Genomic DNA, 22289 nt, shown 5'->3' on the forward strand with positions numbered 1-22289 from the left:
GCGAGGAAGCCTCCATGATCCCGTCCCCGCCCCGGATCGACCCCTGCCTCGGCCTCGGCGCGAGCCTGATGTTCGTCGTGCTCTCGGCGCTCCGCCGCGACGCCGCGCGCCGGGGCGCGGCGGAAGCCGGCCCGAGCCTCAGGGGGGCGTAGGCGCGCCCCTCTCCGGGATCGGCACCGCGTAGGCGTGCGGCGCCCCGTTCCGAAGGCTGTCGAACAGGACGAGGACCCGGCCCGATCCGAGCGGGACCACGGCCTCGGCCTTGCCGTCGATGACCTTGCCCTTCTCGTTCTCGCCGCGGACCGGCGCGAGGGTGGCGACGGGGGTCAGGGCGCCGGAGGGCAGGTCGACGAGGGACAGCCGAAAGGGAACGGGCAGGCCGTTGCGGGACGAGCCCGTGAGCACCAGCATCCGTCCGTCGGGCAGGATCGTGAGGTCGCGGACGCCCGCATCGGGTCCGGCCTCCAGGGGGATCGTGCCGATTTCGGCCGACAGGGCGGCGTTTCCATCCGCGAACAGCGCCTCGACCGGTACGGAGACGAGGAAGGCCTTGCCCGCGAGGCTCGGTGCCCGCAGGCCCGCGTAGAGGCGCCCGCCCACGACCGCGAGCCCTTCGACGTTCAGGCCGTTCGGCTGCGGCGTGCCCTCCGGCGGCAAGGCATTCCAATCGAATTCCAGGTCGCGCAGCACGGAGTCGCGCACGGGCGCGGAGGCCATCAGGGCGTCGAACAGGCGGTAGGTGCTCACCGTCTCCGCGGCGGCGGTGCCGTCGGCGTTCGGCCGCAGGCGCGTGAGGATCATCGACGACAGTTTGTACCTGCGCTTGCCCCGGGTGCAGCCGTGCGACCCGGTGACGTAGAAGAAGGGCTCGGCATAGGCCACGGCCTCGCCGTCGAGCTGATCGAACCTGCCCGGACCGCCGCTGCATCGGGACTGCGCGGGGGGCGTGCCCCGGATGGCCGGCGAGGGCGCCGTGCCGAGGTCGTAGGCGGTGGCGCCGGGCGTCAGCGTGGTCCCGGCGAGGCGGGCGAACTGCGCGCCGCGGTTCTCGTCGTTGACCACGACGCAGAGGCGGCTGCCGTCCGCGTCGGTCGGGCGGCAGGCCATGCCGCTGAGGTCGTAGGCCCCGTCGCCCTTCGTCTCGCCGTCGAAATCGCGGGTGACGGTGTAGGGCGTCGGCAGGCCCTCGGCGGTGCGGCCGGGGGTCGGAGCGGCGAGGCCGAGGGCGGCCAGCGCCAGGGCTCCCCGTCGCCCGAGGCGTGTCGTCTTCGACCGGATCATGCGAGGGCGACCTTGAGGAGGACCAGGAGGAGGAGGGCGAGCCCGAACAGGAATCCGCACGCCGTGCGGTAGAGCGCAAGCGCCCGTTCCACGTCGGCCGGGGTCGCCTCCGTGCGCCCGTCGCCCATCCAGCCATCCGCGACGCGGGTGGTGCCGTAGGTTCGGGGGCCGGCGAGCGCCAAGCCGAGAGCCCCCGCCATGGCGGCCTCCGGCCAGCCGGCATTGGGCGAGCGGTGGCGGCCGGCATCCCGCCGCACCGCCCGCCAGGCTTGGCCGGGCGAAGCGCCGGCATGGACGGCCGCGGCCGCGACGAGGAGCAGGGCGGTCAGCCGCGAGGCCGGAAGGTTCACAAGATCGTCGAGGCGGGCGGCGGCCCAGCCATAGGCCTCGTGGCGCGGGGTGCGGTGGCCGATCATGCTGTCGGCGGTGTTGATCGCCTTGTAGAGCGCGCCGCCGGGCAGGCCGCCGACCCCGATCCAGAAGGCCGGCGCCACGATGCCGTCGGAGAAGTTCTCGGAGAGGCTCTCGATGGCCGCCCGGCAGATGCCGGCCTCGTCCAGGGTCTCGGGATCGCGCCCGACGATCATCGACACCGCGCGGCGTCCGCCCGCGAGGCCCTCGCACCGCAGATCGGCCGCCACGCGGGCGACGTGGCTGTGCAGACTGCGCTGGGCCGGCAGGCTCGCCGCCAGCAGGGCGAGGACGAGGAGCGCGGGCAGGAGGCCGGCGGCGCCGGCCAGGGCGGTGAGGGCCAGGGCGAGGCTGCCGACGACCCCCAGAAGCACGAGGAGCCCGGCCACGCCCGCGAGCCGGCGGCGAACCGGCGCCCCCCGGTTCCAGTGGCGGTCGAGGGTCGCGATCAGCGCGCCGATCCAGGTGACAGGATGGCCGAGCGCCCTGTAGAGCCGGTCCGGATAGCCGGCTGTCGCCTCGACGGCGAGGGCGAGCACCAGGACGATGAGCGTATCGGGCGGATGGGTGAGGGCGGTCCAGGACATGCGGTCTCGGTGATGGCGCGCGGCCCGGGGATGGGTGACGGAATCGCCCATGGCGGCGATCTCGATGCCGCTCGACGCCTCTTCCCGCAAGCGCTCGAGCCCTGGCTGGATCTCTCCACGGGGATCAATCCGGTGCCCTATCCGTGTCCGGCCCTCGACGCCAGCGCCTTCCGGCGCCTGCCTTCGGCCGCCGACCTCGGCGCCCTGCGCGCGGCCGCCGCCGACGCCTACGGGGTGGCCGATCCGGACCGGATCGTCGCCGCGCCCGGAACCCAGATCCTGATCGAGACCCTGCCGCGCCTCGTGACACGCGCCCGCGTTGCCGTGGTGGGGCCCACCTATGCCGAGCACGCCGCCGCCTGGGCCCGGGCCGGCCACGCCGTCGTGACCGTACCGGGGCTCGGGGCGGCCCGGGACACGGACGTGGTCGTCGTCGTGAACCCCAACAATCCGGACGGACGGACCTGGGAGGCCGGAACGCTGCGGGCGCTCGCCAACGACCTGGCGGGCCGCGGGGGCCTGCTCGTCGTCGACGAGGCCTTCGCCGACCTGGAGCCGATCGAGACCCTGGGGGCCTCCCTCGGCCCGGGCCTCGTGGTCCTGCGCTCTTTCGGAAAGACCTACGGTCTCGCCGGCATCCGGCTCGGCTTCGCCCTCGGCGAACCGGGCCTCGCCGCCGCCCTCGCGGAGGCGCTCGGGCCCTGGGCGGTCTCGGGCCCGGCGCTGGCCATCGGGCGCGCCGCCCTGTCCGACGCGCCCTGGCGGCGGGAGGCCGCCACCGCCCGGGCCGCGGATGCCGCGCGCCTCGATCGGATGATCCTGCGGGCCGGCGGGACGCCCATCGGCGGCACTTGCCTGTTCCGCACCGCCGACTTTCCCGACGCGCCCGGCCTGTTCGACCGCCTCGGCGCGGCCGGGATCTATGTCCGGCGCTTCGCCGGGACCCCCGCGCGCCTGCGCTTCGGCTTGCCGCCGGACAAGGCGGCCTGGTGCCGGCTGTCGCGGATCCTCCGGTAAGGGACGATCAGGCGCCCCTCGGCTCCAGCACGTTCACGAGGAAGCCCGCGCCCGCCAGGAGGATGCCGACGGCGCAGACGCCGGACCAGCCGGCCATGAGGAAGGCCTGGGAACCGGCGAAGGCCCCGAACGCCCCGAACACGAACATCACCGTGAACAGCACGGTGTTGATCCGCCCGCGGGCGCTCGGAACGAGGGCGTAGACCCGGGTCTGGTTGGCGATGAGGGCGGCGTTGAGGCCGATGTCGATCAGGAGGACCCCGAGGCCCACCGCGATCAGGGACCAGGCGCCGCCCGCCCACAGCACCGCGAAGGCCGCGACCACGAAGAGGGCGCCGGCCACCACCATCGGGCGCGGGCCGCGCCGGTCCGTGAAGCGGCCCGAGAGCGGGGCCACGAAGGCGCCCGCGACGCCGATGACGCCGAACATCCCCGCCCCGGCCGCCGTCAGGTTGAAGGGCGGCGCCTCGACCAGCAGGGCCAGGGTCGCCCAGAAGGCGTTGAAGCTGGCGAAGAGCAGCCCCTGCGACAGGCTCGACCGGCGCAGCACCGGCTGGCTGCGCACGAGGTGGAGGATCGACAGCATCAGGGCGCGGTAGCGCAGGGGCCGGGTCTGCGGAATCTTCGGCAGCGTGGCGGCGGCGATGCCGGTCATCCCCAGCGCCACGACCGCCGCGGCGAAGAACACCGCCCGCCAGCCGTACTGCGCGCCCACGAGGCCGCTGGCCGTGCGCGCCAGCAGGATGCCGGTGAGGAGGCCGGTCATCACCTGGCCCACCACGCTGCCGCGGGTGGCGTCCGGCGCCAGCTCGGCGGCGAAGGGCACCGCCTGCTGCGCCGCCGAGGCGAGGATGCCGATGACGAGGCTGGACAGGGCCAGGCAGGCGAGGTTCGGGCTCAGCGCCGCGGCCAGGAGCGCCACGGCGAGGCCGAGGGTCTGGCCGATGATCAGGCGCCGGCGGGACAGGCTGTCCCCCAGCGGCACCAGGCCGAGGATGCCGAGCCCATAGCCGACGAGGGAGGCGGTCGGGACCCAGAGGGCGGCACGCTCGCCGAACTCCCCGACGAGGAGCCCGAGGAGGGGCTGGTTGTAGTAGATGTTGGCGACGGCCCCGCCCGCGATCAGGGTCAGCCCGAGCCGGGCCCGCGGCGTGAACCCGTGGCGTCCGCCCGTATCGGCCTGCGCTCCGCCGCTCATGCGGGGCGGCCCCCGGCGACTCCGCGCGCGGACAGGCAGGGGGGCGGACAGGCTTGGAGGGTCATGCGCGGGATCTCGGGGGGCGGCGGAGCCGGGGCCGCGATGGGATCCGGGCGCCGACGGGGGCATCCGCTGCCCGGTTAGGCCTGCGCACTGGCTTCGGCAACCCGGAACGGTCGGACGAGGGATGGGAATCGGTCTTCGTCGCCCCTGATCGTCCGGCCCGACCTGGACCCTACTCTTTCGCGCACGGAGGCTTTGTCTTGCCGCCACCCGCTCGGCCACGTCGTCGCGGGGTATGTGCGCGGAATTTCAGTCGTCCCATATACCGAATGTTATGGGCGACCTGTGTTGCGGCTTTCATTCCTGCACCCTGCACTTGGAATTCTGCGCAACTTGCGCTCTGATTGAAATCGGACCCGGTGAGTCGCGGCGTTCGCGGAGGTCAAGTCGGCGCTCCTGCAAGGCCGCGCTCATCGTCCAGGGAGTTTCGAATGGCGACCTACCGCGTCAACTTTGCCAAGCAGATCCTGGGTGTGCCGTTCACGGTCGGCTCGGTGGACATCACCCGCGCCCGGGATCCGATGCGCGCGCTGCGCGCCGCCGAACTGCGCTTCGCCCGGCAGCACGGGGTCGTGGATTGGCGCGAGCGGGCGGACCAGGCGGAGATCGCCCCGGCTTCCGGTCAGGATTAGGGCCGCGCCCCCGCCCTGCGCGTCTTTACGGCCACGGTCTCTGGTCCTGCGCGTGGAGCCGCCCTAAGGTAGCGGCCAAGCCGGGACCCCACGATGCGTGGGGCCGCCGGTGCGCCCAGGTCGGGCGCCAGTGAGGGGGCAGGCGGCGTGCCATGGCGGCGATCTCTTTCTTCGGCGATCTGCTCCAGACCATCAGCGACCGGGGCCGGGATCTCATCGGCATCGGGCGGGGTGACCTGGCGGCCCGTGCCACCGCCCAGGAACTGGTCAAGCTCTGCGAGGATCTGATCTCCCGGCGCGGCGAGGCCTCCGGGGTGGCCCTGGCCCGGCTGATCCTCGAACGCTACGCCACCCTGGCCCGGCCCGAGCGTACCGGTTTCCTGCGCCTCGTCGCCACCGAGTTCGCCGCCGACCATGCCGCCGTGGACGAGGCGATCGCGGCCTACCGGGCCGATCCGACCCGGGCGGCCCTGGGCGCTCTCCACGATGCGGCCGAGCCGCGGAGCCAGGAACTCATCCGCCGCCTGAACCTCGCCAAGGACGGGACCCGCGCCCTGGTGCGGATGCGCGAGGACCTGTTCGGGCTGCGCCGCGAGCTCCGTCAGGAGGAGGCCGACCCCGACCTCATCGACGCCGCCGACAGCCTCGACAGCGATTTCGAGCACCTGTTCGCCTCGTGGTTCAACCGCGGCTTCCTGGTCCTGCGCCACATCGACTGGACGACCCCGGCCCACATCCTCGAGAAGATCATCCGCTACGAGGCGGTGCACGAGATCACCGGGTGGGACGACCTGCGCCGACGGATCGAACCGACGGATCGGCGCTGCTTCGCGTTCTTCCATCCCGCCCTGGTCGACGAGCCGCTGATCTTCGTCGAGGTCGCGCTCACCGCCGGCATCGCCCCCGCCATCGCGCCGATCCTGGCCCATGAGCGCGAGCCCCTGCCGCTGAAGGCCGCCACCACGGCGATCTTCTACTCGATCTCGAACTGCCAGAAGGGGCTGGCCGGCGTCACCTTCGGCAACTTCCTGATCAAGCAGGTGGTCGAGGACCTCGCCCGGGAGATCCCGAGCCTGAAGACCTTCGTCACCCTCTCACCGGTCCCGGGCTTCTCCGCCTGGCTCGACCGCGAGCGCCGCTCCGACGCGCCGCAGGGGCTGACCCGCGACGACGTCGAGGCCCTGCGCATCATCGACGAACCGGACTGGCAGACCGACAAGGCCAAGTGCGAGGCCGTGCGCAAGGCGATGATCCCGGCGGCGGCCGCCTATTTCCTGCGCGCCAAGAACGAGCGCGGGCGGCCCCTCGACCCCGTCGCCCGGTTCCATCTCGGCAATGGCGCCCGGCTGGAGCGGCTGAACTTCCTCGGTGACGTCTCCCCCAAGGGGCTCGCCCAATCGCGCGGCCTGATGGTCAACTACCTCTACGATCTCTCGGCCATCGAGAAGAACCACGAGACCTACGCCAATCTCGGCACCGTCGCCGCCTCCAGCGCGGTGAGCCGCGAGCTCCGGAGCAACCTGCCGCCGATGCGGGCGGTGGCCCTGGCCGAGGCCTGAGCCCTCCACCCACGCCGCCCTCGGGCGACATCGCATTTCCCGCCACCTCGATGGAGCGAAGCGAAGATCGTAGGAAACCGACGATCGACAGCGTATCCGTCCCTGCCATCTTCGCCCCGTCATGTCCGAAACGCCGATGACCAATCACCTCTTCGATCTCGTCCGCCAGAGAATGCCGGCCGATCCTGCCGCCAAGCTGTTCCTGGAGACCGGCGAGGGCGCCCGCTACTCCTACGCGGACCTCATCGTGCGCTCGGGCGCCTACGCCGCGGCCCTGGCGGCCGCGGGGGTGAAGCCCGGGGACCGGGTGGCGGTGCAGGCGGAGAAGAGCCCGGAATTCCTGTTCCTGTATCTTGGCGCGGTTCGGGCCGGGGCGGTGTTCCTGCCCCTGAACACCGCCTACACCCCCACCGAGATCGCCTACTTCCTGGGCGACGCCGAGCCGGCCCTGTTCGTCTGCGATCCGGCCAAGCACGAGGCCCTCGCGCCCGTGGCGCGGGATGCCGGCGTGCCGGTGGTGCACACCCTCGACGCGCGGGGCCACGGCACCCTGGCCGAGGCCGCCGATGCCGAGACGGAAGCCTTCTCCGACGTGGCGCGCGGCCCGGACGACCTCGCGGCCATCCTGTACACCTCGGGCACCACGGGGCGCTCCAAGGGCGCCATGCTGAGCCACGAGAACCTCGCCTCGAACGCCCGCACCCTCGTCCAGGCCTGGCGCTTCACGGCGGAGGACGTGCTGCTCCACGCGCTGCCGGTATTCCACACCCACGGCCTGTTCGTCGCCACCAACACGGTGCTGGCCAGCGGCGGAACGATGCTGTTCCTGGGGCGGTTCGATCCGACCCAGGTCCTCGCCCTTCTCCCGCGCGCCACCGCCATGATGGGCGTGCCGACCTTCTACACCCGCCTGCTGAAGGAGGCCGGCCTGACGCCGGACGCCACCGCCGGAATCCGTCTGTTCGTGTCGGGGTCGGCGCCGCTGCTGGCCGAGACGCACCGCGACTGGCAGGCCCGCACGGGCCACGCCATCCTCGAGCGCTACGGCATGACCGAGACCAACATGAACACCTCGAACCCCTACGCGGGCGCGCGGGTGGCGGGCACCGTCGGCCCGGCCCTGCCGGGCGTGGCCGTGCGGGTGGTCGACCCGGAGACCGGGGCGGTCCTGGCGGCCGATGCCGTCGGCATGATCGAGGTCAAGGGTCCGAACGTCTTCCAGGGCTACTGGCGGATGCCGGAGAAGACGGCGGCCGAGTTCAAGGCCGACGGCTTCTTCATCACCGGCGACCTCGGCAAGATCGACCCGGACGGCTACGTCCACATCGTCGGGCGCGGCAAGGACCTCATCATCACGGGGGGCTACAACGTCTACCCGAAGGAGATCGAGAACGAGATCGACGCCCTCCCGGGCGTGGTCGAGTCCGCGGTGATCGGCCTGCCCCATGCCGATTTCGGCGAGGGCGTCACGGCGGTGGTGGTCGGCCGGGCCGACGTGCCAGACGAGGCCGCGATCCTGCGCACGCTCGAAGGCCGGCTCGCCCGCTACAAGTGCCCCAAGCGCGTCCTCTTCGTCGAGGAATTGCCGCGCAACACCATGGGCAAGGTCCAGAAGAACCTGCTGCGGGACGCCCATGCGGGCCTCTACGCGCCCGGCGGCGCCTGAGGCGGCACCGCCGGCGGGCCCCAGCGCGGGACGGCCTTCGCTGGGTCCGTCCGCTACGCCGCCCGGACGGTGCTGAGGAAGTTCTGGACCTCGGCGCTGAGGTGCTCCGACTGACGCGACAATTCCCCGGCGGCCCCGAGCACCTGGGCGGCGGCGGCGCCGGTCTCCTCGGCCGCCTGGGCGACGCCCGTGATGGTGCTGGTGACGTCCGTGGTCCCCACCGAGGCCTGGGCCACGTTGCGGACGATCTCCTGCGTCGCAGCGCTCTGCTGTTCCACCGCCGCCGCGATCGTCGTCGCCACCGTGTTGATGTCGCGGATGCGCGTCGTGATCGAGCCGATCGCCGTGACCGCGTGGCCCGTGGCACCCTGAATATGCCCGATCTGGCTTCCGATTTCGTCGGTGGCCCGGGCGGTCTGGTTGGCGAGTTCCTTCACTTCCGCCGCCACCACGGCGAAGCCGCGTCCCGCCTCCCCGGCGCGGGCCGCCTCGATGGTGGCGTTGAGGGCCAGCAGATTGGTCTGGCCGGCGATCGTCGAGATCAGGCTCACCACGTCGCCGATCCGGGACACGGCGGCGCTCAGCTCCTGGACCAGGGCCGAGGTGGTGTCGGCCTCGGTCACGGCCGACTGCGCCATCTGGGAGGAGTTCGAGACCTGGCGGCCGATCTCCTGCACAGAGTTGCCGAGTTCCTCGGCGGCCGCCGCCACGGTGCTCACGTTGACGGAGGCTTCCTCGGCGGCCGTCGCCACGGTGATGGATTGCGATGCGGTCTCGCGGGCGGTGGTGGTCAGGGTCCCCGCCGTCGCCTGCAGTTCGGTCGACGACGCGGAGACCATGCCGATGATGCCGCCCACGGCACCCTCGAAGCTGTCCGCGAGTTCGATCATCGTTGCGCGGCGTGCGGCCACTGCGGCCTCGTCGGCAATGCGGCGGATCTGCGCTTCCTCGGCACTCTTCCGGGCGACCATCGCCTTGATGCCGTCCACCGCCTTGCCGACGGCGCCGATCTCGTCGCCGCGCCGGGCCTCCGGAATGTCTGCATCGATCTCGCCCTGGGCCATGCGGTTCAGGATCACCACCAGACGGCCCAGCGGCCGGGTGATTCCGAAGACCACGATGGTGCCGCACAGGAGGGCAGCCAGAACGAGACCGATGGCGGTGACGGTGATCAGCCGTTCGATCGCGATCGACATGTCCGCTTCGAGCGCCTGCTTGCCGGCCTTCATCTCCTCGGCGACCCGCTGCGCACGCTGCTCCACCAGCCTGTTCAGATTGAGCCGGGCGGGTTGCGCATCGTGCTGGACGATCTGGGCTGCGACCGCATTCTCATTCCGGAGCCCGTGCTCGATGGACCGCGCCAGGACCGCGAAATAGGCCTCAGCCAAGCTTCGCAGATCCTTGCCGATCTTGCGGCGTTCCGGCGTTTCGGCCAGTGCGATCAGCGTATCGATGACTTCAAGCGCCCCGGCCGTGGCCGACGCATACTGCGCCTTGTATTGCGCCATCGGGACTTCTTCGGTTTCCAGGATGATGTTCCGGGTCAACAGGGCCGCTTCCGCGATCTTCAGCTGCGCCTTGAGGTAAGCTTCCTGCCGCGCGCTGAGAACTTCGATCACTTGCCGCGACTGGTCGGCGATGTTGTTCAGCGACGCGCGGGCGTAGAGGACGAGCCCGATGCTGAGGGCGCCCAGGGCGAACAGGGGAAGGGCGATCTTTGCCAGGACGCTGGCTTGATTGACGAAACGCACGTGCTTGGCTCCGCGGGTTGAAAAGCCATCGAATATGAGAGCTTCCGTGATGCGGGAGACTGGTATTGTTTGGTTAAAATACCCTTTATGAGCTTCTAATATTTGACGAAAATAATAGATATGCGCGGTATAGCAATCATTGATCTAGAAATGTTCTATTTCAAGGTTTTGTTCGATTGGTTGTGCGAGATCTGAGGCGTGCCTGCGTCCGGTCGAGATGTCTTTAAGGTTCAAGGCGGTGTGCTGACGCGGTCGGGGAAGCGCACCGCTTGTTTCGGTCATGTCCGCCGTCGCTTTATCTGCGCCGAGATTGGGCCGTGAGACGATCAACTTGCGAAATCGGGCGCGATGCGGAAGCCCGAGGAGGCGTGGCCGGAGCCGGAACGGTCAAGCCTGCGTCACGTTGATCCCGGGCGCCGAGACGACGCGGCGCCGAAGCACCGTCCATCCCGTTCCGGTCCTGCCATGCCATCTCCCTTCCGCCGCAGTCCCGTACCCGATGGTGAGGCGGCGAATTCCATCCTGTGGACGCTGCTGCTCGGGACTGCGCTGATCGCGCTCGCCGCCGCACCCCGGCGCACGACCCGGACGCGTCCCGCCGCCGAGCCCGCCCAGCCCTCCACGGAGCCGGGCGCCCGCTCCCACGAGGGGGCGGCGGCGGCCTACGTCGCGGCGACGCAGGTCGCGCGCGGGCGCGCCGCGGGCTCGCCCACCGAGATCACCGCCTCGGGCTGGAAGGACATCCTCTACCGGGTCTATCTCGAGTTCAATCAGGACCGGGTCCTGTCGGTGGCGGCGGGCGTGACCTTCTACTCGCTGCTCTCGCTGTTCCCCGCCATCGCCGCGCTCGTCTCCTGCTACGGCCTCGTGGCGGATGTCGGCTCGATCAACGAGCATCTCGCGAGCATGCAGGGCGTGCTGCCCTCCGGCGCCATCGAGATCATCGGCGACCAGGTCAAGCGCATCGCCGCCAAGGGCAACGGCACCCTCGGCCTGACCTTCTTCACCAGCCTTCTGCTCTCCCTCTGGAGCGCCAATGCCGCCATGAAGGCGATGTTCGACGCCCTGAACGTGGTCTACGAGGAGGAGGAGAAGCGCTCCTTCATCATGCTGAACCTGCGCTCGCTCACCTTCACCATCGGGGCGCTGGTCTTCACCATCCTGGCCCTCACGGGCATCGTCGTGTTGCCGGTGGTGTTCACGTTCGTGGGCCTGAGCGACACCGCCTGGCTCGTCGCCCTGCTGCGTTGGCCCGCGCTCCTGGTCGTCCTCCTCGGAGGCCTGTCCCTGCTCTATCGCTACGGTCCGAGCCGCCAGCGGCCGCGCTGGCGCTGGGTCGGGGTCGGCGGCGCGGTGGCGGGCCTGCTGTGGCTCCTCGCGTCGATCCTGTTCTCCTGGTACGTCTCCAGCTTCGGCAACTACAACGAGACCTACGGCTCCCTCGGCGCCGCGATCGGCTTCATGACCTGGATCTGGATCTCCACGACGATCGTCCTCCTGGGTGGCGAGATCAACGCCGAGATGGAGCACCAGACCGCGCGCGACACCACCACCGGCCCCGAGCGGCCCATGGGCGCCCGCCGGGCGCGCATGGCCGACACCCTCGGCGCCGTCGCCTGAGGGCGGCCTCCCCACGGGGGCGTCGGGGGCCTATCTAAGTGGCATCGTCCCCGCCTCTGAGGAGCACAGGCCCGATGTCTTCGCCTCCCACGTCCTCTTCCCCCACGTCCTCTTCCTCCATGTCTTCGGCCACCGCGGACGAGATCCAGACCCGCAGCGAGGCCGAATGGCGCGAGATCCTCACGCCGGACCAGTATCGCGTGCTGCGCGAGCACGGCACCGAGCGGGCCGGGACCAGCTGCCTCAACGCCGAGAAGCGTCCGGGCGTGTTCCACTGCGCCGGCTGCGACGCCCCGCTCTTCGTCACCGGTACCAAGTTCGAGAGCGGGACCGGCTGGCCGAGCTTCTTCGATCCCCTCGACGACGCGGTGGAGACGACCGTCGACCGCAGCCACTGGATGACCCGCACCGAGGTGCATTGTGCCCACTGCAAGGGCCATCTCGGCCACGTCTTCGATGACGGTCCGCCGCCCACCGGACTGCGCTACTGCATGAACGGCCTCTCCCTGCGCTTCGAGCCGGAGGCCTGACGGGCATCGGCACGAGGGACGGATCGGGTTTCGATGGGGACGGATCGACGGATGAGGGGGAGCGACGGCGGGGATGGTCTTGATTTCGCCGTCGTTTTGCTTAGTCCGGAACGAGAATTATTAACCGATCTGCCCCGGCTACGCGGGGAATGAACGCAGATCATATCCTATGTCATTGTTCCACGTGGAGGGCCGCCGGGCTCGGCGCGGGGAACCACCTGAAAGCCGGTCTGTCCACCTCGCGTCGCGGGAGGTCGGCGGCCCTGACGTCAGTGTCCGCCCGGACCTCTATCGCCGGGTCGACCGACATCGCGGAGAATGTCGATGAGCCTCGTACGCCGGTTTCTCGTGGCCCCCGCCCTGGTCCGCCTCATCCGCAAGGAGCGCGGAGGCTCCCGGATCACAGAGGGCTACTTCGCCCCCCAGGCCGGCCGCGTCTCGTACGTCCGGGTCGACGGGCAGGCCTGCCACCTCGTCCTGGTGACCACCGCACCGGACGGAACGTCCAGCGAAGAGCGCACCGATGTGCCGCGCGCGCACGGCGATGCGCTGATGGATGTCTGCTCGGGCAAGGCCGCCTATGACCGCACGGCGCTCGCCCTCGGCGGCGGCCGCGAGGCGCTGATCGACCGCTACGTGGCGCCCGGCGAGTTCGACCTCGTGAGCGTGTCCTTCGACGGCGCCGACGAGGGCCAGGGTTTCCCGGTGCCGGCCTGGTTCGGTCCCGAGGTCACCGGCGATCCGAGCTACGACCGGCACGCGGTGGCCCTTCAGGGCGTGCCGCATCCCGGCGAGATCGGCCTGTCCAATGCCGCCCTCGACGCCGTTCTCGACCTGATCGAGCCGCGCTTCGGCTTCGGGCGCTACGGCGCCCCGAAGACCAATGCCGGTGACGGCGACGGGATGATGAAGGCGCTGCGCCGGGTCGCGGGCGGAAGCGCGGCGGCGGCACCGGTCGCCGCCGAGGCCGCACCCGCGCCCGCTCCTCCGGCCGAGGAGCCTGCTCCGGTCGAGGCGCAGGCGGCCGCGGTCCCCGAGGCGGGGGATGCGCACGCACAGCCGGAGCCCGCGAGCGAGCCTGCCGCCGAGGGCGCGCCCGCCATCGACTCCCGCATCGACGACGTGATCGAGAGCCTGTCGCAGGCGCTCGGCAACCCGCAGCCGAAGGGCGCCGCGCGCGGCGAGGACGACATCGCCGCCGAGTTCGAGCGCTGGACCGTTCGTCCCCGTCGCACGCAGCAGACCTGAGCGACCGTCGCCGGACAGGGCGGTTCGCCCCGCACTCCGGGTGATCCGGGCCGGAACGGGCGCCGGCGCGGTGCGATGGGCGCGAGCGGCCGGCGACGCGTGGGGCGAGGCCTGTCCCACCCGGCCGGCCCTCGCGCGAGCGCCGGCAGGCACCCGTGCCGAAGATCCGCATCCGCGCCGAGAGCCGAAACTGGCGATCTCCCGGCGCCAGTCTGCCTGCCCGCCGCCGGGACTTTTTCCCGCGAAGGGCATGTAAGCGCTCGTGGTTTGTCATTGCAGCCCACCGCCCGCGATTGAGCGACGCGAATAAACTGGCTAGCGTCGGGATTAACAATCGGTGGGTTGCGCAGAGCGCAGCGGGAGGGATCATGGCCCAGGCGACGACGTACGGAACGGCACCGGCCGCGGTCCCACGTCCGGTCAAGGAGCCCTGGTACAAGGTGCTCTACATCCAGGTGCTGATCGCGATCGCCCTCGGCGTGCTCCTCGGCTGGCTGCAGCCCGAATGGGGCAAGTCGGTCAAGTGGCTCGGGGATGCCTTCATCGCCCTGATCAAGATGATGATCGCGCCGATCATCTTCTGTACCATCGTGCACGGCATCGCCTCGATCGGCGACCTGAAGAAGGTCGGCCGCGTCGGGTTGAAGGCGCTCGTCTACTTCGAGGTGGTCTCCACCATCGCGCTGCTCATCGGCGTTCTCGTGGGCGAGGTCGTCAGGCCGGGTGCCGGCTTCAATGCCGACGTCACCAAGCTCGATGCCAAGGCCGTGGAGAAATACGCCAAGATGGCCGCCGACGATTCGGTGACCGGCCACGTCATGGCGCTGATCCCGAAGAGCTTCTTCGACGCCTTCGCCACCGGCGACCTGCTGCAGGTGCTGCTGATTTCGATCCTCACCGGCGTCGTCGTCACCGGGATGGGCCAGCGCGGCGAGGCCATCACCCACGCCATCGACACGGCCGGGCAGATTTTCTTCCGCATCATCGGCCTGGTGGTGAAGCTCGCCCCCATCGGGGCCTTCGGCGCCATGGCCTTTACCATCGGCCAGTACGGCATCGGCAAGGTGATCGACCTCGCCTGGCTCGTCGGCACCTTCTACGTCACCGCCTTCTTGTTCGTGATCCTGGTGCTCGGCGGCATCGCCCGGGTCGCCGGATTCTCGATCTTCAAGTTCCTCGCCTACATCAAGGACGAGCTCCTGATCGTCCTCGGCACGTCGTCTTCCGAGACCGTGCTGCCGCACATGATGACGAAGATGCGCCGCCTCGGCGCGTCGGACTCGGTGGTGGGCCTCGTGATCCCGACGGGCTACTCGTTCAACCTCGACGGCACCAACATCTACATGACCCTGGCCTCGCTGTTCCTGGCCCAGGCCGTGGGGGCCGACCTGTCCTTCGGCCAGTACGCCACGATCATCCTGGTGGCGATGCTGACCTCCAAGGGCGCGTCCGGCGTCACCGGCGCGGGCTTCATCACCCTGGCGGCCACGCTCAGCGCCATCCCCAACAACCCCGTGCCGGTGGCGGCCATGACCCTGATCCTCGGCGTCGACAAGTTCATGTCGGAGTGCCGCGCCATTACGAACCTCATCGGCAACGGCGTCGCCACCGTGGTGGTCAGCCGCTGGGAGGGCGAGCTCGACACGGAGAAGCTGCGCCAGGTCATGGCGCACCCGGTTTCCATCGGCACCGACATCTCCGACCACGCACCCGAGATGGAGTCGAGCGCCACCGCCGCGGCGGCGTCCCCGATCCCGGCCGCGGCGCGCTGACGGGACCCGGTCCTGTCCGAACCTCTGCGCATCGGCATCGATCTCGGCGGCACCAAGATCGCCGGGATCGCCCTCGCGTCCGATGGCACGACGCGGGCCGAGCAGCGGATCGCCACGCCGCGAGACGATTACGCCGCGACGCTGACGGCCATCGCGGGACTGGTCTGCGACCTGGAGGCGCGAGCGGGAGCCCCCGGCACGGTCGGCATCGGCATGCCCGGCGCGATCTCGCCGCGGACCGGACTCGTCAAGAACGCGAACTCGGTCTGGCTGAACGGCCGGCCCTTCGCGCAGGATCTCGAGCGAGGTCTCGCCCGCCCGGTGCGTCTCGAGAACGATGCCAACTGCCTCGCGGTCTCCGAGGCCGTGGACGGCGCCGGCGCCGGCCTGCCCGTCGTCTGGGCCATCATCCTGGGGACCGGCGTCGGCTCCGGGATGGCCCTTCGGGGCCGTGCCCTCTCGGGACGTGACCGGATCGCCGGCGAGTGGGGCCACAACCCGCTGCCATCCCCCCGCGACGACGAGCGTCCCGGCCCCGCCTGCTATTGCGGCCGGCACGGATGCCTCGAGACCTGGGTCTCCGGTCCGGCGCTGGCCGCCGACCACGCCCGCCGCACCGGTACGGCGACCCGGGGCGAGGGCGTGATCGCGGCCCTGCGGGCGGGCGACGCGGAGGCCCGGGCGACCGTCGACCGCTACCTGGATCGCCTCGGGCGCGGCATCGCCCACGGGGTCAACCTGATCGACCCGGACGTCATCGTCATCGGCGGCGGCCTCTCGCGGGTGCCGGAGATCCTCGCGGGCCTCCCCGAACGCGTGGCGCCGCACGTCTTCTCGGATGCGTTCGACACGCCGATCCGCCCGAGCCGGCACGGCGACGCCTCCGGTGTCCGCGGGGCGGCCTGGCTCTGGAACGGGCCCTGAACGACCGCGCGATCGATCCCAATGGGGTGCCCGAGGCGCTTGTCAGGGCTTTCGTTTTCACATAAAGATATCTTTATGTCTAACGCGGGACCTTCCTCGGCCACGGCCATACCGTTTCCGGACGCCCTCGCCATCCTGCGGGCGGCGGCCGAGGAGACGCGCCTGCGCATCCTCGCACTTCTGGCCGCCGGAGAGCTCTCGGTTTCCGATTTGACCGACATTCTGGGCCAGTCGCAGCCGCGCATCTCGCGCCATCTCAAGCTGCTCGTGGAGGCGGGTCTGGTGGAGCGGCACCGCGAGGGGGCCTGGGCCTTCTTCCGCCTTGTGGAGGATCGGGCCTCCCTGGTCGAGCCGCTGGTGGCCGGGCTCGATGCCGCCCGGGCGCCGCTCTCGGAGGATTTCGCCCGCCTGGAGGCCGTGCGCACCCAGCGGGCCGAGGCCGCCCAGGCCTTCTTCGCCCGTCTCGCCCCCAAATGGGACCATCTGCGCTCGCTGCACGTGCCGGAGGCCATCGTCGAGGCCGCGGTCCTGGACGTGCTCGGCGACCGGCCGATCCAGAACCTCGTCGATCTCGGCACCGGCACCGGGCGCATGCTCGGGCTCCTGGCGGGCCGCGCCGCCCGGGCGGTCGGGCTCGATTCCAACCACGCGATGCTCTCGGTGGCGCGGGCGAACCTGGAACGCCTCGGCCTGTCGCGGGTCGACCTGCGCCAGGGCGACATTCACGCGCCGCCCTTCGGGCGCGGCGGGTTCGACCTCGTCGTCGTCCATCAGGTGCTGCACTACCTCGACGATCCGACCCGGGCCCTGCGCGAGGCCGCGCGTCTCGTCGCCCCCGGCGGGCGCCTGCTGGTGGTGGACTTCGCCCCCCACGACCTCGAGTTCCTGCGCGAGGCCCAGGCCCATCGCCGTCTCGGCTTCGCGCCCGAGCAGGTGACGGGCTGGCTCAACGATGCGGGCCTGCCCACCGTCACCACCCGGGACCTCGCCCCCACCGGCGAGGTCGAGGACCAGTTGACCGTGACCCTCTGGCTGGCCACCGATGCGGCCGAGAGGGCGGCCCCCGCGCCCGAGATGATCCCGGAGCGGGCCGTCGCCTGAGGGCGACGGCCCGTTTCCACCTGCACCCGAACCTGATCGACGACCGTCTGAACCGATCGACAGAGAGGACGACCCGATGCCTTCCGCCTCCCACCATCGCGCCAGCCGCGACAGCTATCGTCCGATCCGTGTCTCCATCGAGTTCTTCCCCCCGAAGACCGAGGAGATGGAGAAGATCCTCTGGTCCTCGATCGAGCGCCTCGCGCCGCTGCAGCCGAAATTCGTCTCGGTGACCTACGGTGCGGGCGGCTCCACCCGCGAGCGCACCCACAACACCGTCGCGCGGATGGTCAAGGAGACGAGCCTCCAGCCGGCCGCCCACCTCACCTGCGTCGACGCCACCCGCGAGGAGATCGACGCCGTCGTGCAATCCTACTGGGATGCCGGCGTACGCCACATCGTGGCCCTGCGCGGCGACCCGCAGGACGGGATCGGAACGGCCTACCGGCCGCATCCGGGCGGCTACGCCCAGACCTCCGATCTCGTCGCCGGCATCAAGCGCATCGGCGACTTCAAGGTCTCGGTCTCGGCCTATCCGGAGAAGCACCCGGAGGCCTCCTCCCTCGACGCCGACATCGACGCCCTGAAGGCCAAGGTCGATGCCGGCGCCGACCAGGCGATCACGCAGTTCTTCTTCGAGAACGACATCTACCTGCGCTACGTCGACAAGGTGCGCGCCGCCGGCATCGACATCCCGATCATCCCCGGCATCCTGCCGGTGCAGAACTTCAAGCAGGCGGCGAACTTCGCCCGCCGGACCGGCGCCTCGGTGCCGTACTGGCTCGCGGCCCGGTTCGAGGGGCTGGACAACGACGTCGAGACCCGGCGCCTCGTGGCGGCGGCGGTGGCGGCCGAGCAGGTGCTCGACCTCGTCGACCACGGCGTCAACGACTTTCACTTCTACTCGATGAACCGGTCCGACCTCGTCTACGCCATCTGTCACGTGCTCGGCCTGCGGGCGCAGGCACCCAAGGTCGCCGCCAAGGCGGCATAAGCAAACGTCATCCCGGGGCGCCGAAGGCGAGTCCGGGATCCGACACGCCGACCCTGTCGAACTTCACTGTCCGGACCCGTCGCGGTTCCGGGTTCCGGGTGCCGCGCCGCGGTCCCGGAACGACGCGTGAGAAACCCATGACCGACCTGCGCCCCGTCGACGGAAAAGAGATCGAAGCCGCCCTGCGCCAGCGCGCGGGCGAGAAAATCCTCGTCCTCGACGGGGCGATGGGAACTGTGATCCAGCGCCTGGGCTACGGCGAGGCGGACTTCCGCGGTGACCGCTTCGGCGACCATGCGCACGACCAGAAGGGCAACAACGACCTCCTGATCCTGACCCAGCCCGACGCGATCCGGCAGATCCACCTCGATTACTTCCTGGCCGGGGCCGACGTCTGCGAGACCAACACCTTCTCGGGCACCACGATCGCCCAGGCCGATTACGGCATGGAATCGATCATCCACGAGCTGAACGCGCAAGGCGCGCGCCTTGCCCGCGAGGCCGCCCAGCTCGCCGAGCGCCAAGACGGCCGCCGCCGCTTCGTGGCCGGCGCCATCGGCCCGACCAACCGCACCCTGTCGATCTCGCCGGACGTCAACAATCCCGGCTACCGGGCCGTGACCTTCGACCAGGTCAAACAGGCCTACGAGGAGCAGGTGCGCGGCCTGATGGATGGCGGCGCCGAGCTCATCCTGATCGAGACCATCTTCGACACGCTGAACGCCAAAGCGGCGGTCGCCGCCGCCTGGGCGGTGTTCGAGGAACGGGGCATGGTTCTGCCGATCATGATCTCGGGTACGATCACCGACCTCTCCGGCCGCACCCTCTCGGGCCAGACCCCGGAGGCATTCTGGAACGCGCTCCGCCACGCCGGCCCGCTCACCATCGGGCTGAACTGCGCGCTGGGCGCCAAGGAGATGCGCGGACACATCTCGGAGCTGTCGCGCATCGCCGACACCCTGGTCTGCGCCTACCCGAATGCCGGCCTGCCCAACGAGTTCGGCCTCTACGACGAGAGCCCCGAGGCCATGGGCAAGCTGGTGGGCGAGTTCGCCACCGCCGGCCTCGTCAACATGGTCGGCGGCTGCTGCGGCACCACGCCGGACCACATCCGCGCCATCGCGCGGGCCGTAGAGGGCGTGAAGCCCCGCGCCATTCCCGAAGTGCCGCGCCTGATGCGCCTGTCGGGCCTGGAGCCGTTCACGCTGACGAAGGAGATCCCCTTCGTGAACGTCGGCGAGCGCACCAACGTCACCGGCTCGGCCAAGTTCAGGAAGCTCATCACCGCCGGCGACTACGCCGCCGCTCTCGACGTCGCCCGCGACCAGGTGGCGGCGGGCGCCAGCATCATCGACGTCAACATGGACGAGGGTCTGCTGGACTCCGAGAAGGCGATGGTGGAGTTTCTCAACCTCGTCGCCGCCGAGCCCGACATCGCCCGCGTGCCGGTGATGATCGATTCCTCGAAGTTCCACGTCATCGAGGCCGGGCTCAAGTGCGTCCAGGGCAAGGCGATCGTGAACTCGATCTCCATGAAGGAGGGCGTCGAGAAGTTCGTCCACGACGCCCGGGTGTGCCGCTCCTACGGCGCGGCGATCGTGGTGATGGCCTTCGACGAGCAGGGCCAGGCCGACACGCTGGAGCGCAAGGTCGAGATCTGCACCAAGGCCTACAGGGTCCTGACCGAAGAGGTCGGCTTCCCGCCGGAAGACATCATCTTCGACCCGAACGTGTTCGCCGTCGCCACCGGCATCGAGGAGCACAACGGCTACGGCGTCGCCTTCATCGAGGCGACCAAGACCATCCGCGAGACCCTACCCCACGCCCACATCTCGGGCGGCATCTCGAACCTCAGCTTCGCCTTCCGCGGCAACGAGCCGGTGCGCGAGGCCATGCACGCGGTGTTCCTTTACCATGCGATCCAGGTCGGCATGGACATGGGCATCGTGAATGCCGGCCAGCTCGCGATCTACGACGAGCTGCCGCCCGAGCTGCGCGAACTCTGCGAGGACGTCGTCCTCAACCGGCGCGACGACGCCACCGATCGCCTGCTGGAGGCGGCCGAACGCTTCAAGTCCGGCGGCGGCGTCCAGGCCAAGACCGCCGACCTGTCCTGGCGCGAGGCGCCTGTCGAGAAGCGCATTGAGCACGCGCTCGTCAACGGGATCACCGAATACATCGTCGCCGACACGGAGGAGGCCCGCCTCGGGGTGGAGCGTCCGCTCCACGTCATCGAGGGCCCGCTCATGGCCGGCATGAACGTGGTGGGCGACCTGTTCGGCTCGGGCAAGATGTTCCTGCCGCAGGTGGTGAAGTCGGCCCGCGTGATGAAGCAGGCGGTCGCCTATCTCGAGCCCTTCATGGAGGCGGAGAAGCTCGCCAACGGCGGCGACGGCAAGCGCCAGGCCGCTGGCAAGATCCTGATGGCGACCGTGAAGGGCGATGTCCACGACATCGGCAAGAACATCGTCGGCGTCGTGCTCGCCTGCAACAACTACGAGATCATCGACCTCGGCGTGATGGTGCCGGCGGCCAAGATCCTCGACGTCGCCAAGCGCGAGAACGTCGACATCGTCGGCCTGTCCGGCCTCATCACCCCGTCGCTGGACGAGATGGTGCACGTCGCGGCCGAGATGGAGCGCGAGGGCTTCGACGTGCCGCTCCTCATCGGCGGCGCCACCACGAGCCGCGTCCACACGGCGGTGAAGATCCATCCCTCCTACAACCGCGGCCAGACCGTCTACGTCACCGATGCGAGCCGCGCCGTCGGCGTGGTCTCCAGCCTGCTCTCGAAGGAGACGCGGGATTCGACCATCGCCAACATCCGCGCCGAGTACCGCAAGGTCTCGGACGCCCATGCCCGCTCGGAGCTCGACAAGCAGCGCCTACCGCTGGCGAAAGCCCGCGCCAACCCGTTCCGGATCGACTGGTCGGGCTACCAGCCGAAGAAGCCGAGCTTCACCGGCGTGCGGGTCTACAGCTCCTACGAGGTCGCGGACCTCGTGCCCTACATCGACTGGACGCCGTTCCTGCAGACCTACGAGTTCAAGGGCCGCTACCCGGCGATCTTCGAGGATCCCAACCAGGGGCCGGCCGCCAAGGCCCTGTTCGACGACGCCCAGGAGATGCTGGCCCAGATCGTCTCCGAGCGCTGGTTCAACCCAAAGGCGATCATCGGCTTCTGGCCGGCGAACAGCCTGGGCGACGACATCACGCTGTTCACCGGCGAGAGCCGCTCGGAGACCCTCGCGACCTTCTTCGGCCTGCGCCAGCAGCTGACGAAGCGCGACGGGCGCGCCAACACCTGCCTGTCCGACTTCGTCGCGCCGGCCGAGACGGGGATCGCCGACTATGTCGGCGGCTTCGTCGTCACGGCGGGCCTGGAGGAGGTGCGCATCGCCGAGCGCTTCGAGCGGGCCAACGACGATTATCGCTCGATCCTGGTCAAGGCGCTCGCCGACCGCATCGCCGAGGCGTTGGCCGAGCGCATGCACGAGCGGGTCCGCCGCGAGTTCTGGGGCTACGCCGCCGACGAGACCTTCACGCCGGCAGACCTCGTGCGCGAGGAATATGCCGGTATCCGTCCCGCGCCCGGCTATCCCTCGCAGCCCGACCACACCGAGAAGGTCACGCTGTTCGATCTCCTCAAGGCGGAATCGCGCATCGGCGTGAAGCTCACCGAGTCCTACGCCATGTGGCCGGGCTCCTCGGTCTCGGGCCTCTACATCGCCCATCCGGAAGCGCATTACTTCGGCGTCGCCAAGGTGGAGCGCGACCAGGTCGAGGACTATGCCGTCCGCAAGGACATGGATGTGCGCGAGGTCGAGCGCTGGCTCGGCCCCATCCTGAACTACGATCCGGCCCGCTACCTCGCGGCCGCCGCCGAGTAGGATGCGCGATCCCGTCCCGGAAGCCGGGGCGGGATCGAATCACAC

Annotated in this window: 17 protein-coding genes; 13 read left to right on the top strand and 4 right to left on the bottom strand. The window is 70.3% G+C overall.

Going from position 1 to position 22289, the window contains the following annotated elements:
* The first annotated feature begins 14 nt into the window (after window positions 1-14).
* Window positions 15-152, top strand: a complete 138-nt coding sequence (locus ASG51_RS24210; RefSeq protein WP_156389707.1) for a hypothetical protein — start codon at window positions 15-17, stop codon at window positions 150-152.
* Here the strand turns inward: ASG51_RS24210 and ASG51_RS13300 are convergent.
* Both ASG51_RS13300 and cbiB read right to left on the bottom strand, forming a co-directional pair.
* Window positions 139-1281, bottom strand: coding sequence for a DUF3616 domain-containing protein (locus ASG51_RS13300; RefSeq protein WP_056381281.1), 1143 nt, complete (start codon window positions 1279-1281; stop codon window positions 139-141). The two genes, ASG51_RS24210 and ASG51_RS13300, sit on opposite strands and share 14 nt — an antisense overlap.
* Window positions 1278-2279 (bottom strand): adenosylcobinamide-phosphate synthase CbiB, encoded by a 1002-nt coding sequence (cbiB, locus tag ASG51_RS13305; protein ID WP_056381583.1) that lies wholly within the window; start codon window positions 2277-2279, stop codon window positions 1278-1280. The genes ASG51_RS13300 and cbiB overlap by 4 nt, the downstream gene beginning before the upstream one ends.
* A 12-nt stretch (window positions 2280-2291) precedes the next feature.
* Here cbiB and cobD point away from each other — a divergent pair, with 12 nt between their 5' ends.
* Window positions 2292-3296 (top strand): threonine-phosphate decarboxylase CobD, encoded by a 1005-nt coding sequence (cobD, locus tag ASG51_RS13310; RefSeq protein WP_056381282.1) that lies wholly within the window; start codon window positions 2292-2294, stop codon window positions 3294-3296.
* Between the two features lie 7 nt (window positions 3297-3303).
* Here cobD and ASG51_RS13315 read toward each other — a convergent pair whose 3' ends face one another.
* Window positions 3304-4494 (bottom strand): MFS transporter, encoded by a 1191-nt coding sequence (locus ASG51_RS13315; protein ID WP_056381284.1) that lies wholly within the window; start codon window positions 4492-4494, stop codon window positions 3304-3306.
* 494 nt (window positions 4495-4988) lie between these two features.
* Here ASG51_RS13315 and ASG51_RS13320 point away from each other — a divergent pair, with 494 nt between their 5' ends.
* The 3 genes from ASG51_RS13320 to ASG51_RS13330 all read left to right on the top strand — a co-directional run bounded on the left by ASG51_RS13320 (window position 4989) and on the right by ASG51_RS13330 (window position 8414).
* A complete protein-coding gene (locus ASG51_RS13320) occupies window positions 4989-5189 on the top strand; it encodes a hypothetical protein (protein WP_056214779.1) in 201 nt (66 codons plus the stop codon).
* Between the two features lie 152 nt (window positions 5190-5341).
* The gene (locus ASG51_RS13325) at window positions 5342-6748 is read left to right on the top strand and encodes a malonyl-CoA decarboxylase (RefSeq protein WP_056352535.1); all 1407 of its coding nucleotides are present in this window, start codon (window positions 5342-5344) and stop codon (window positions 6746-6748) included.
* A gap of 136 nt (window positions 6749-6884) precedes the next feature.
* The gene (locus ASG51_RS13330) at window positions 6885-8414 is read left to right on the top strand and encodes a malonyl-CoA synthase (protein ID WP_244480146.1); all 1530 of its coding nucleotides are present in this window, start codon (window positions 6885-6887) and stop codon (window positions 8412-8414) included.
* Window positions 8415-8467: 53 nt separating this feature from the next.
* Here the strand turns inward: ASG51_RS13330 and ASG51_RS13335 are convergent, their stop codons facing one another.
* On the bottom strand, window positions 8468-10165 hold the full coding sequence (locus ASG51_RS13335; protein ID WP_056381290.1) for a methyl-accepting chemotaxis protein: 1698 nt from the start codon (window positions 10163-10165) through the stop codon (window positions 8468-8470).
* 465 nt (window positions 10166-10630) lie between these two features.
* Between ASG51_RS13335 and ASG51_RS13340 the strand changes: the two genes are divergently transcribed.
* From ASG51_RS13340 to metH, 8 genes are all read left to right on the top strand, one after another.
* Entirely contained in the window at window positions 10631-11785 is a 1155-nt protein-coding gene (locus ASG51_RS13340) for a YihY/virulence factor BrkB family protein (protein WP_056381292.1), read from the top strand.
* 119 nt (window positions 11786-11904) lie between these two features.
* The gene (gene msrB, locus ASG51_RS13345; protein WP_056214794.1) at window positions 11905-12315 is read left to right on the top strand and encodes a peptide-methionine (R)-S-oxide reductase MsrB; all 411 of its coding nucleotides are present in this window, start codon (window positions 11905-11907) and stop codon (window positions 12313-12315) included.
* Window positions 12316-12639: 324 nt separating this feature from the next.
* A complete protein-coding gene (locus tag ASG51_RS13350) occupies window positions 12640-13563 on the top strand; it encodes a hypothetical protein (protein WP_056352871.1) in 924 nt (307 codons plus the stop codon).
* Between the two features lie 368 nt (window positions 13564-13931).
* The gene (locus tag ASG51_RS13355; RefSeq protein WP_056381294.1) at window positions 13932-15335 is read left to right on the top strand and encodes a dicarboxylate/amino acid:cation symporter; all 1404 of its coding nucleotides are present in this window, start codon (window positions 13932-13934) and stop codon (window positions 15333-15335) included.
* A gap of 24 nt (window positions 15336-15359) precedes the next feature.
* Window positions 15360-16259: an ROK family protein gene (locus tag ASG51_RS13360; protein ID WP_056381295.1), complete on the top strand. Its 900-nt coding sequence runs from the start codon at window positions 15360-15362 to the stop codon at window positions 16257-16259.
* 75 nt (window positions 16260-16334) lie between these two features.
* Window positions 16335-17360 carry a metalloregulator ArsR/SmtB family transcription factor gene (locus tag ASG51_RS13365; RefSeq protein ID WP_056381297.1) on the top strand — a complete coding sequence of 342 codons (1026 nt, stop codon included), beginning with the start codon at window positions 16335-16337 and terminating at the stop codon, window positions 17358-17360.
* Window positions 17361-17436: 76 nt separating this feature from the next.
* Window positions 17437-18354, top strand: coding sequence for a methylenetetrahydrofolate reductase [NAD(P)H] (metF, locus tag ASG51_RS13370; RefSeq protein WP_056214808.1), 918 nt, complete (start codon window positions 17437-17439; stop codon window positions 18352-18354).
* A 137-nt stretch (window positions 18355-18491) separates the two neighbouring features.
* Window positions 18492-22244, top strand: a complete 3753-nt coding sequence (gene metH / locus ASG51_RS13375) for a methionine synthase (RefSeq protein ID WP_056381300.1) — start codon at window positions 18492-18494, stop codon at window positions 22242-22244.
* The last annotated feature ends 45 nt before the right edge of the window (window positions 22245-22289 follow it).

Source organism: Methylobacterium sp. Leaf465 (assembly GCF_001424705.1).
Taxonomy (GTDB): domain Bacteria; phylum Pseudomonadota; class Alphaproteobacteria; order Rhizobiales; family Beijerinckiaceae; genus Methylobacterium.

What these genes read in the sequence shown, in the direction of transcription:
- ASG51_RS24210 (WP_156389707.1), top strand. Translation starts at nt 15, where the DNA reads ATGATCCCGTCCCCGCCCCGGATCGACCCCTGCCTCGGCCTCGGCGCG.
- ASG51_RS13300 (WP_056381281.1), bottom strand. Translation starts at nt 1,281, where the DNA reads ATGATCCGGTCGAAGACGACACGCCTCGGGCGACGGGGAGCCCTGGCG.
- cbiB (WP_056381583.1), bottom strand. Translation starts at nt 2,279, where the DNA reads ATGTCCTGGACCGCCCTCACCCATCCGCCCGATACGCTCATCGTCCTG.
- cobD (WP_056381282.1), top strand. Translation starts at nt 2,292, where the DNA reads ATGGCGCGCGGCCCGGGGATGGGTGACGGAATCGCCCATGGCGGCGAT.
- ASG51_RS13315 (WP_056381284.1), bottom strand. Translation starts at nt 4,494, where the DNA reads ATGAGCGGCGGAGCGCAGGCCGATACGGGCGGACGCCACGGGTTCACG.
- ASG51_RS13320 (WP_056214779.1), top strand. Translation starts at nt 4,989, where the DNA reads ATGGCGACCTACCGCGTCAACTTTGCCAAGCAGATCCTGGGTGTGCCG.
- ASG51_RS13325 (WP_056352535.1), top strand. Translation starts at nt 5,342, where the DNA reads ATGGCGGCGATCTCTTTCTTCGGCGATCTGCTCCAGACCATCAGCGAC.
- ASG51_RS13330 (WP_244480146.1), top strand. Translation starts at nt 6,885, where the DNA reads ATGACCAATCACCTCTTCGATCTCGTCCGCCAGAGAATGCCGGCCGAT.
- ASG51_RS13340 (WP_056381292.1), top strand. Translation starts at nt 10,631, where the DNA reads ATGCCATCTCCCTTCCGCCGCAGTCCCGTACCCGATGGTGAGGCGGCG.
- msrB (WP_056214794.1), top strand. Translation starts at nt 11,905, where the DNA reads ATGTCTTCGGCCACCGCGGACGAGATCCAGACCCGCAGCGAGGCCGAA.
- ASG51_RS13350 (WP_056352871.1), top strand. Translation starts at nt 12,640, where the DNA reads ATGAGCCTCGTACGCCGGTTTCTCGTGGCCCCCGCCCTGGTCCGCCTC.
- ASG51_RS13355 (WP_056381294.1), top strand. Translation starts at nt 13,932, where the DNA reads ATGGCCCAGGCGACGACGTACGGAACGGCACCGGCCGCGGTCCCACGT.
- ASG51_RS13365 (WP_056381297.1), top strand. Translation starts at nt 16,335, where the DNA reads ATGTCTAACGCGGGACCTTCCTCGGCCACGGCCATACCGTTTCCGGAC.
- metF (WP_056214808.1), top strand. Translation starts at nt 17,437, where the DNA reads ATGCCTTCCGCCTCCCACCATCGCGCCAGCCGCGACAGCTATCGTCCG.
- metH (WP_056381300.1), top strand. Translation starts at nt 18,492, where the DNA reads ATGACCGACCTGCGCCCCGTCGACGGAAAAGAGATCGAAGCCGCCCTG.